The sequence below is a fragment of the Helicobacter magdeburgensis genome, assembly GCF_000765825.2.
Classification (GTDB): domain Bacteria; phylum Campylobacterota; class Campylobacteria; order Campylobacterales; family Helicobacteraceae; genus Helicobacter_C; species Helicobacter_C magdeburgensis.
The window spans coordinates 1-9,200 of the sequence record NZ_JRPE02000027.1 but is presented as its reverse complement, the minus strand read 5'-3'; the positions used below and the strand labels follow the sequence as shown (position 1 = coordinate 9,200).

The following is a 9,200-nucleotide window of genomic DNA, read 5'->3' as shown; positions in this document are numbered from 1 at the left end:
TTGTAGTCATAGTGTGTGAGCGGTAGTCTTATGAGATATGGTGCATTATAATTTTCAGTATGTAAAATTTACACATACTGAAACATACCATATCTCATAGAGACGACATATTACAATAACACAAAAAATGTTATTGTAATAATTTTACCGCTCACACTCATCTCTCATCATAAATAATCTGCAAAAGTGATACTAGATTCACATTTTCAAGCAGATTATAATTTTGAGAGATGATGGGGAAATATCTTTTTTTAATATTAAATAGTTAATTTTTTATATTAAATTTATTTAATTTGTATATTTTAGTAACATATATATTTTTATATAAAATCATATATTATTATATAATAATATATAAAAATATATATTATTATATAAAATGTGAATTTTTGTGATTTTTTTTTTCTTGTGTTTTGAAGCTCCAACAACACATAATGTATTAAGATTTTTCAAAATAGCCTTGAAAGTGCCTAATTTACTTGTTTTCACCCCTGTCTATTTGAGTTTGGAATTACACCATAGCGGTATAAAAATTACACCATAGCGGTATAAAAATTACACCATAGCGGTATAATTTTATTATCGTTTGGAATAAAAAAATTCCAAAAGTGCTTTAATTTTTTATTATTTTGGAATAAAAAAATTCTAATTGGAATAAAAAAATTCCAAATTTTAAGAAAGTCTTTATAACTTTTGGAATAAAATTTTTCAAATTAAAGTATTAAGGAGTTTTTTATGAGTTTAAGCAATGGTTCAAGGACAGATAGAGTTTTGTCTAGGCGAATGACTTTTTTGAATCATACTACGGGGGAAGTTCTTGAGAAAAATGAGGAAGTTCGTCTAAAGGCTAAAACAAGGGAAGAATTTTTTCTTGTTTTTGTAAATAATTTTAAATTCTTAACAGATGTGCCAAAAATGTCTTTAAAAGTTTTGGCTTCTATTCTGACTCATTATGTTAGTTGGAATAATGAGGTTCTGTTAAATTCTACTTCTAGGAAAGATTTAGCGGAAAAGAATGAAACGAATGTTTCTGTTGTGTATAAGAGCCTTGCAAATCTCACGGATAGTGGGATACTCATTAAACAGAACGATAGATTATATTTAAATCCTCATATTTTTAGTAGAGGAACTTGGAATGATATTCAAAAAATGAGACAAGAGATTGTTTTTGACTATGACTTTGACAAGTTAGAGGCTAGAACAACTTTAAATGTAACCTCTCTTGATAAAAATATGCCAAAATTGGACGAGATTAAGGTTGTGGGACAGAAACAATATCAAGAGGATAATGTTGAACATACTGAGGTGCTTATAGAAAGAACGACAGATGGAGCTGACGAGTCTGAGATAATTGATTTAGATTCGGTTTCAGTTCCTATTGAGAATAAAAGAAATGAACCTGAGAATAGAATTCATACAGGTAATACGAGAATTAGTGAAAAAGAACTTGAACTTGCTATTTTGCAAGAAAATAACAAGGCTACTGCTCTTAGGATTAGGGAGCTTGAGTTACAAATTAAACTTAAAAGTTTAAGATAGTTCAAATTAGTAATTTTAATAAGTAATTTTTAATATTTTTTTGGTATGATTTTCGGAAATTATTTGAAAAAGGTAGAAATTTTGAATATTAATATATCAAACAATGACATTTTGTTTAGCCATTTGAGTATTTCTATCACTCACAATGGTTGTTTTTCTACTGAAATTAGTATTAAACAATCTAATTCTTCTAATAATTTAAAACTTGATGATAGCTCCGAATGCAATTTAGTTGCGGGGGGGGGGGGGATTCTCTTCTAAAAGCTTAAAAACAAAGTCTAAAAAGGGCGAAGAGAGAAACAATTCCAACACATTCCAAATCAAAGGGATAGAATGATTTGGTTTGTCGCAGAAGATGGATTTTATTATAATAATTTAGACGCTCTTTGCAGAGAATATGATTTAGACAAAATTGTTTCTATACCTACTTTTGAAGAAGCTAAAGAATGTTTTTCACAAGAAAAAATAGCTTGTATAGCCCCATACTATCCATTCAAAAATCTTTCGTGTCTTTTTACCATTAAGATTTTGCCAAATAAACACGGAGTGCTTACAACGCAAGAATTTTTAGCAAAAGTTCCTGAGCGAGAGGCTCTAGAAAGGCGTTTGGGACTTTCAGTTATAGATTCTCCCTTTACTCTAAATGATATTGGCGGTGCGACCGCTCTTAAAACATACACAGCTCAACTTTTGAAAGCAGAACAGCAAGGATATAAAGCTAAGGGAGTATTTCTTGTTGGGATACCTGGCACAGGCAAAACATTCTTTCCAAAATGCTTTTCAGGAGAATTGAAAAGATTATTGATAGCTCTTAATTTATCTCAAATTATGGAGTCTGAAAGTCCTATTGATAAACTAAATTCAATTTTTGAATATTTACATAATAGAGCTAAAAATTACCCTGATGATAAATTTGTGATTCTCATAGATGAAATTGAGAAAATGATAGGAAATGCCACAGCAAAAGAGAAACAAATGCTTGGGCGTTTGCTTACTATTCTCAATGACATAAACACTCCTGCTTGTGAATATAATTTTAATGCTATTTTTTTTGCTACTGCTAATGACTTGGGTTCAATTTTAGCCAATAACCCTGAATTTTTAAGGCGTGGTAGATGGGACGAATTATTTTTTATTAATCTCCCAACGCACGAATATGCTGTTGAGATGTTTGAAATTTATATAAAAAAATATAAGCTTGATTTTGCTCTTGAGCTTATGAATTTAGAAGAAATCTTTGCGGAAATAGAAAACAAATATCAAAAAGACAACACTATTGCGAATAGATTCCCATATACACCTGCTGAAATTGAAAATTTTTGTAAAAGATTAGATTTTGTCAAAAAGGCAGAGGGAGATAATTTTTCTAGAGACGACATTATTGAGTGTGTGGAGATGATTATCCCATTAACAAAATCAGCACAAGATGGATTAAATAAAATGGTTGCTCAAAAAGAGCTATTTATTGAAATTTAGAAAAAGGAACTAAAAAATGGAATGCGTTAGGTTGCCCATCAAAGATAGTGAAAAGATTTTATACATAGGACTTGGCTTGTTTAGCAAGAAAGAGGATTTGGAAACTTTTATGAATAACTATAATCTAGTTGATGGCAGAGCCTTTTATAATGAATCTTTGGCAAAAGATTATTGTATGAGAGCTAACAATGCAGGACTTGTAGCTGAATTTGAAAAAAAGGGTGTGGAATGAGAAAAAATATTTCTAACATATCTATAAAGATTAATGGGCGAGAAGTTATTTTTGAAGCAAAAGACAAATATATTTTATGCTCAAGTCTTGATGTGTCAAGAGTTTTTGAAAAAAGACATTCTGATGTTTTGGAATTAATTAATGAAAAAAAGAAAAATAATGAAATTGAAAGTTTTACTGAGCGGAATTTTCGGTTGAGTAAGTATGTAGATAAGACAGGAAGAACTTTGCCTTGTTATAAACTTACTCGTGATGGTTTTTCTTTTATAGCTATGGGGCTTACAGGACGCAAAGCTGATAGCTGGAAAGTATTATTCATTAAGGCTTTTAATAAAATGGAAAGAATGTTAAAAGAATATGAAGAAGATTTTTTCTTGGCTCATACTCAAAAAGAGGTTTTTAATTTAATTTATAAAACACCTTGTAGAAATGCTATATTGGAAGAAATCAAAAAACAAGAAGAAGAAAAACAAGCAAAATGCGTAAAGGTAAATCAATATAGGATTGAGGAAATTTTTAATGGGAGTGAAGTAAAAATTACTACTGAAATTCAATTAGATTTTGACAAATCTGTTCAGTATGAGTTAAACAAGCCAAAAATAGAAAAAAGAATGGCTGAAATTGAAGTGTATGATATGCCTGTTCCTGAAAATCTTAGACAAAGGAGAATAAAATGAAATTTTGATTGTTATATTTTTTATAGGGAAGATGGAAGCGTGTTGTGAAATAAAAAAATAAGGAGTAAAAAATGAATTTGACAAATGAACAAAAACAAGAGGCAAAGGAATTGCTAACTAAATTAGAAAATCTTTACAAAGATAGGGTAAATCTTGATATTCTTAAAATTGATAGAGAAACTAACTTGAAGAGCGAGATAGCAAGTATATGTGATATAAAAGATAAAAAGGGAGAGATTCAGCCAAGTAAAGTAAAAATGCCTTTGGTTTCTGCTCTTATTGATGAGTTGTTTTTGGAAAAGAACAACAAGAAAGAAGAAGAGTATGTTATTATGGATACTTATAGGAGTGCTATATCTAATGGTGTTAATAAAAGTGTTATCAATGCTTATGTAGCTTTAAAAGAAAGTTTTGATGAAAATAATCAAAACATTAAAGAAGCTTTCAAAGAAACAAGTATTTTAGACAAAGATATACTTGAAGCTGTAAATTTTATTGCAAAAGAGTATTATAAAACTTTGCTTGAAAATGCGAAGCTTGAAATTGGGATAGAAACAAAACCTAGCAAAGATATGTCTATGGTTTTGGAGCTGATTGAAGAATTAAAGAAGATTCTAAAATAAATTAAAGGATTGATATGGAGATAAATAGTTATTTTAACTTTTACGCAAACATAAAGTCCGATAAGCCTCAATTAGAGCATTTTAGTTTTCTAGACAGGCAGGTTACTTTGGTTAAGTATCTAAAGAAGAATAAAAGCGAGATAATCAAGCATATCAATTATGCTTTTTTTGAAAGCAAAGAGCCTTATCTTTTAAGTGTTTTCAGTTCGCCGAATGCTAATTATATTCATATCAATCATAATTTATGCAAAGAACACCCAAAAAATTTTGATTCCATATATGAATATGAGAATTATCTAGCAATATATGGAACATTCGCTGTGTTGATTGGAGAAACCTTTCAAATAAGTTCTTTGCAGGATAGTAGGATTTATTTTAAAGATTTTTTGGAGGATTTAACTTTTAAAATTTATTATGATGAGGATTTTAGATTGAATCTAGAAAGTTTTTTGATAAACAAAAATGAAATCCTGCGTTTTGTTTATAGATATGGATATGACTTTTTGTTGCAAAGCTTTAAAATTTTTAATAAAGATGAGTTTTATTATAGGCGTATCAAAGAATTTTTAAATATTAATGATTTGGAGTTTAAAGAGCTTTTTGAGCTGTATAGATACAAAATAATTCTAGAAGAATAGAGGGTATGATATGGTGGGAGAACAAAACAAAGAAGTAAAAGAAATTAAAATAGAACACGAAATATATATCACAATAGAAAGATATTGCGAATTAAAAAATATTTGCAAGAGAACATTTTATAATCTAAAAAAGCAAAATAAGATTCCTTTTAAAACTATTACGAGAAAAGGTTTTGGAAAAAAACATTTTCTCGTAGTTGCTCCAAAAGATATAGTCTCCATTGATAAAGACAACAATATTATAATATATAAAAATATATAATATACTATAAAAATATATATTAGTATATAATATTATATACTAATATAATATATTATATATTAATATATAATATTATATGTTTATATATGTTTTTATATACTATATTAATATATCATTTACTATTATATAATATTATATGTTTGCGTATATTAATATAGTATATTATATATTAATATATGTTTTTATATATTAAATGAAAGGATAGCTGATGGTTATTGCAGTAGTGAATGAGAAAGGTGGAAGTGGAAAGACCACAATAGCTGTGAATCTTGCGTGTCGTTTAGCACAAGATGGGGATAAAGTTACACTAATAGACGCAGACCCACAAAAATCTACGGAAGTGTTTTCAAACAATCGTAGTCTTTCAGAGCTTCCGCCATTATTTTCCAACATATCAAAAACAGGTATCGCACTTAAAGATGAGATATTGATACAAAAAGAAAAAAGCGATGTTGTGATTATTGACACAGGTGGGCGAGATAGCAAGGAAATGCGTATTGCTATGAGTAAGGCGGATATGCTCATAATTCCTGCCATTCCTAGTCAGTATGATGTTGTCGTAATGGATAGAATGCTTGATGTTTTTGATTTAGCTAAAGAAACTAATGAGAAATTAAAAGCTTTGATTCTATTTAATAGAATTTCTCCTAATCCTTTATTGACAAGAGATTTAGAAGATTTAAAAGAGTATGTTGAAAGGAACATACAGGAAAGAAATTTAAATGATTTAATAGTCTTGGAATCATTAATTTATGAACGAAGAGCTTACAAAAAAAGTGTTGAAGATGGAAAAACACTTAACGAGTTCTCTCAAAATGCAGATGATAAGGCGATTAAGGATTTTGAGTTGTTCTTTAATGAAATTGTTAAAATTGGTAGTGAAATTTTAGAGAAAAGGAGTTAAAAATGGCTTTTAAACAACCGCCAAAAAGCAATGATGGATATAAAAAAATTCAGGAAGATAGGTTTATAGAGGAGGCTCGTGGTGAAACAAGCTCAATAGAATCGTCAAAACCAAATTTAAAAAATTTTCTTGTTCCTTTGCCTGTTGATACGATAGAACTCATTAGAAAATATCAAAAAACAGAGGGCAAAAAAATAGAGACACAGGGTTATATTGTTAATGAAGCAATCCTTATGTGGCTGAAAAGCAAGGGGTTTATATAAGTTTTAAAAAATGTAACCCCTATAATACGCTCATATAACAAAACAAATGACTAAAATGATTTTGATTGACATAAAACCTGTAACAACTTGGAATAAAGTATTTGAGCTTAGAGATGAGATGTTGTCTTTATCTGAAAAATATCCTAGAGGTGAAAGAACATTAGAGAGAGAAATGCTATCTGCTTGGATTTCAATGGCTACAACGAATCTCTGGGAAAATAAGAATAGCTGGGACGATAAGCATAGTATGTTTAAAGATGAGAAATCATCTGTATGGGCTAAGTATCAATTCTTTAAAGATGTATCTATGAATACAGATTATAAATTTTCTTTTAATGAGAATCGGGATAGTGGTGATGACCTTACAGAAATTGGGAAAAAGAATGTTTTGCCACGCAGAAATATTTTGTTAGAAACATTAAGCTTGGGTAATCAACTAAAAGAATATCTAAAGCTTAACAAAAAGACACCTGTAACATTTACACTTTGAGAAAGGAGTAGAAAATGGCAGATATACTGACACAACAAGAAATTAACACATTGTTAGAAATAGCAGACAATATGCCAGAAGTTGATAATTTAGCTGAAAAAATAACTAAACTAATGCGAGAGCGTGATAGGCTTAATAGTGATATTATAGACTTGACTTTTAGATTGCAAAATTTGGGTTATTTATGGGCAAGAAGTGAGAGCGAACACAAGACTATTGATATTGTGAAGTTAAGCACACGCCGTATAGTTGCGAGTAAGTAAGGAACAACAATGAAGTTAGAAGACTTTGATTTTAGGATTTGGGATAGCAACATAAATAAATTTGTGGAAGTGTTAATTGGTGATAACATAAGAGTAGTGCCAAGAAATGACGATAACATAGAAATAGAGCTATGGAGTGGATTCTATGATAACAAAGGAACAAAACTATACGAGGGCGATATAGTCAAATACGATTCAAACACAGCACCGCTAGTAGTGGTGTTTGAGAGAAACACATTCTACATTGTGGATACGAGCATAGAGAAGCATTTGCAAGTGGATTGTGGCACACGCTTACAAGGCATATATGAGAACAGAATCAATGGCTACAAAGAAAACAAGATAGAGTGCGTGGAAGTGCTGGGAAATATCCACGAGAATGCGGAGTTGTTAAAAAAAGAAAGTATCTCTACCTTGTAAAACATAGGAAAGAGTTGTGCTAAATTGTTTGAAAATTTTATTGTCAAGGAAAAAGAGGAAATTAGGCGTGAAAAAGCAAGGGAGGCTCTTGATAAACAAAACAAACAAGAATCTATTGAGAACTACAATAGAATTATTGAAAAAGAAATAAATTTTCAGTAAAAAGTGCAAAATTGCACTTTTTAAGTTTTGTTTAAAACAAAGTTTTTTAAAAACAATTAATATTCTTTCTAAAAATACAAGGAAAGAATATGGATATGGAAAAACAAAGAAAGTTAAATTATTTAGAAGATAAATATGAAGATTTAAAAAAAGAACTACATTCTTTAAAAAAAGAAATTGTTTTTCAGAAGATGTTTTTGTTGATAAAACTCAAGATGAAGAAACAAAAGCAACCACAAAGTTAAAAAAATGAAAGACAAAATTATTGATTTTTATGCAAGTGCAACAAATGGGAAATATGGAAGCAGACTAGATGTTGAAAGAGCCATAGAGCTTACTGAAGAATTTAATTTAATATTTTCTTTAGAAGAGCAAATCCTTGAGTATGAAAAGACCATAGAAAGAAAAACAGGCAAACAACTAAAAACAATAGACCCTGTTGCAGTAGTCATAAGTAATGCTATAAAAATTGCTGAGATTGAGTTTCAACATTTAGGATTAGACATAGGTATTGGACAATACCAAGATTTTCGTAATTTTGCTATTTTATTAGAAGATTATGAAAAAAAACAGCTAATTGAAACTTACAAACATAATATAGAAGCACTTGAAAACTTATCTATCACAACAAAAAAAGTTTTGGATTACGCTTTTTATGGACTAGATAGGATAAAAGAAGACGCCGAGAAAGAAGAATCCGCACAAACACTAAAAAGAAATTTTAGGTAAAAAGTGTAAATTTGCATTTTTTAAGGTTTATTTAAAACAAAGAATTTTTAAAATAGCTAGAATTTTGTCGTATCTTAAATTTTAAAGGAGACAAAATGGCACTTCCCGTTTTAATCAAAGGAGCTATTATTGCTAAAACAGCTTATGATACTTTTAAAGAGTTTGCAGATAATTCGCAAGAAGAAAAAAATAAACTCCAATCTTTTGATGACAATGGATTTGATGATAAACAGGCTAATGTAGAACAAAATCTACAACAAAATGAAAATCAAACAGAAGAGGCTTCTAAAGTAAGAAGAATGAAGCATTCATAATTTTTCTCTCTTTTTTGTAGCGTGTGTTCCTTTTGCTGAATTGCTTCCGAAACAATCAAATTCCGCTTAAAACCGCTTACGAAGTAAGCAGGACTTTTAAGCAGGGGCAAAAAACAGATTCAAATAATCTACAAAAAACTATAAATATATATTAATTATTTATAGTTTTTAACTTGACATTATTATAAAAGTTTGATAAAATGTTCCT

Annotated in this window: 15 protein-coding genes; all 15 read left to right on the top strand. The window is 29.3% G+C overall.

Annotated features, from left to right (window positions below; translation table 11 throughout):
- Positions 1-735: 735 nt before the first annotated feature.
- Positions 736-1,539: a replication/maintenance protein RepL gene (locus LS74_RS10475; RefSeq protein WP_034589607.1), complete on the top strand. Its 804-nt coding sequence runs from the start codon at positions 736-738 to the stop codon at positions 1,537-1,539.
- A 546-nt stretch (positions 1,540-2,085) separates the two neighbouring features.
- A complete protein-coding gene (locus LS74_RS10470) occupies positions 2,086-3,015 on the top strand; it encodes an AAA family ATPase (RefSeq protein WP_167480492.1) in 930 nt (309 codons plus the stop codon).
- 16 nt (positions 3,016-3,031) lie between these two features.
- Entirely contained in the window at positions 3,032-3,247 is a 216-nt protein-coding gene (locus LS74_RS10465; protein ID WP_034588766.1) for a hypothetical protein, read from the top strand.
- Positions 3,244-3,924 (top strand): Rha family transcriptional regulator, encoded by a 681-nt coding sequence (locus tag LS74_RS10460; protein WP_084584333.1) that lies wholly within the window; start codon positions 3,244-3,246, stop codon positions 3,922-3,924. Before LS74_RS10465 ends, LS74_RS10460 begins: the two co-directional genes overlap by 4 nt.
- A gap of 71 nt (positions 3,925-3,995) precedes the next feature.
- Positions 3,996-4,547 carry a hypothetical protein gene (locus LS74_RS10455; protein WP_034588768.1) on the top strand — a complete coding sequence of 184 codons (552 nt, stop codon included), beginning with the start codon at positions 3,996-3,998 and terminating at the stop codon, positions 4,545-4,547.
- 14 nt (positions 4,548-4,561) lie between these two features.
- A complete protein-coding gene (locus LS74_RS11570) occupies positions 4,562-5,185 on the top strand; it encodes a hypothetical protein (RefSeq protein WP_236096926.1) in 624 nt (207 codons plus the stop codon).
- A gap of 10 nt (positions 5,186-5,195) precedes the next feature.
- Positions 5,196-5,447, top strand: coding sequence for a hypothetical protein (locus tag LS74_RS10445; RefSeq protein WP_034588771.1), 252 nt, complete (start codon positions 5,196-5,198; stop codon positions 5,445-5,447).
- A gap of 208 nt (positions 5,448-5,655) precedes the next feature.
- Positions 5,656-6,351 (top strand): AAA family ATPase, encoded by a 696-nt coding sequence (locus LS74_RS10440; protein WP_034588774.1) that lies wholly within the window; start codon positions 5,656-5,658, stop codon positions 6,349-6,351.
- A gap of 2 nt (positions 6,352-6,353) precedes the next feature.
- Positions 6,354-6,614, top strand: a complete 261-nt coding sequence (locus LS74_RS10435) for a hypothetical protein (RefSeq protein ID WP_034588777.1) — start codon at positions 6,354-6,356, stop codon at positions 6,612-6,614.
- A 55-nt stretch (positions 6,615-6,669) separates the two neighbouring features.
- Positions 6,670-7,104, top strand: a complete 435-nt coding sequence (locus LS74_RS10430) for a hypothetical protein (RefSeq protein ID WP_167480491.1) — start codon at positions 6,670-6,672, stop codon at positions 7,102-7,104.
- Positions 7,105-7,118: 14 nt separating this feature from the next.
- Positions 7,119-7,367 carry a hypothetical protein gene (locus LS74_RS10425; RefSeq protein ID WP_034589514.1) on the top strand — a complete coding sequence of 83 codons (249 nt, stop codon included), beginning with the start codon at positions 7,119-7,121 and terminating at the stop codon, positions 7,365-7,367.
- A 9-nt stretch (positions 7,368-7,376) separates the two neighbouring features.
- Positions 7,377-7,787, top strand: a complete 411-nt coding sequence (locus tag LS74_RS10420) for a YopX family protein (RefSeq protein ID WP_052086512.1) — start codon at positions 7,377-7,379, stop codon at positions 7,785-7,787.
- Between the two features lie 251 nt (positions 7,788-8,038).
- Positions 8,039-8,194: a hypothetical protein gene (locus tag LS74_RS10995; protein WP_167480490.1), complete on the top strand. Its 156-nt coding sequence runs from the start codon at positions 8,039-8,041 to the stop codon at positions 8,192-8,194.
- Positions 8,195-8,198: 4 nt separating this feature from the next.
- A complete protein-coding gene (locus tag LS74_RS10415) occupies positions 8,199-8,678 on the top strand; it encodes a hypothetical protein (protein ID WP_034589516.1) in 480 nt (159 codons plus the stop codon).
- A 95-nt stretch (positions 8,679-8,773) separates the two neighbouring features.
- Complete coding sequence (locus LS74_RS10410) at positions 8,774-8,992, top strand: hypothetical protein (protein ID WP_034589517.1); 219 nt, start codon at positions 8,774-8,776, stop codon at positions 8,990-8,992.
- The last annotated feature ends 208 nt before the right edge of the window (positions 8,993-9,200 follow it).

Excerpts from the sequence above, each read along its gene's own strand:
- LS74_RS10430 (WP_167480491.1), top strand. The coding sequence starts at position 6,670 with ATGATTTTGATTGACATAAAACCTGTAACAACTTGGAATAAAGTATTT.
- LS74_RS10435 (WP_034588777.1), top strand. The coding sequence starts at position 6,354 with ATGGCTTTTAAACAACCGCCAAAAAGCAATGATGGATATAAAAAAATT.
- LS74_RS10440 (WP_034588774.1), top strand. The coding sequence starts at position 5,656 with ATGGTTATTGCAGTAGTGAATGAGAAAGGTGGAAGTGGAAAGACCACA.
- LS74_RS11570 (WP_236096926.1), top strand. The coding sequence starts at position 4,562 with ATGGAGATAAATAGTTATTTTAACTTTTACGCAAACATAAAGTCCGAT.
- LS74_RS10475 (WP_034589607.1), top strand. The coding sequence starts at position 736 with ATGAGTTTAAGCAATGGTTCAAGGACAGATAGAGTTTTGTCTAGGCGA.
- LS74_RS10410 (WP_034589517.1), top strand. The coding sequence starts at position 8,774 with ATGGCACTTCCCGTTTTAATCAAAGGAGCTATTATTGCTAAAACAGCT.
- LS74_RS10460 (WP_084584333.1), top strand. The coding sequence starts at position 3,244 with ATGAGAAAAAATATTTCTAACATATCTATAAAGATTAATGGGCGAGAA.
- LS74_RS10465 (WP_034588766.1), top strand. The coding sequence starts at position 3,032 with ATGGAATGCGTTAGGTTGCCCATCAAAGATAGTGAAAAGATTTTATAC.
- LS74_RS10425 (WP_034589514.1), top strand. The coding sequence starts at position 7,119 with ATGGCAGATATACTGACACAACAAGAAATTAACACATTGTTAGAAATA.
- LS74_RS10455 (WP_034588768.1), top strand. The coding sequence starts at position 3,996 with ATGAATTTGACAAATGAACAAAAACAAGAGGCAAAGGAATTGCTAACT.
- LS74_RS10420 (WP_052086512.1), top strand. The coding sequence starts at position 7,377 with ATGAAGTTAGAAGACTTTGATTTTAGGATTTGGGATAGCAACATAAAT.
- LS74_RS10415 (WP_034589516.1), top strand. The coding sequence starts at position 8,199 with ATGAAAGACAAAATTATTGATTTTTATGCAAGTGCAACAAATGGGAAA.
- LS74_RS10445 (WP_034588771.1), top strand. The coding sequence starts at position 5,196 with ATGGTGGGAGAACAAAACAAAGAAGTAAAAGAAATTAAAATAGAACAC.
- LS74_RS10995 (WP_167480490.1), top strand. The coding sequence starts at position 8,039 with ATGGATATGGAAAAACAAAGAAAGTTAAATTATTTAGAAGATAAATAT.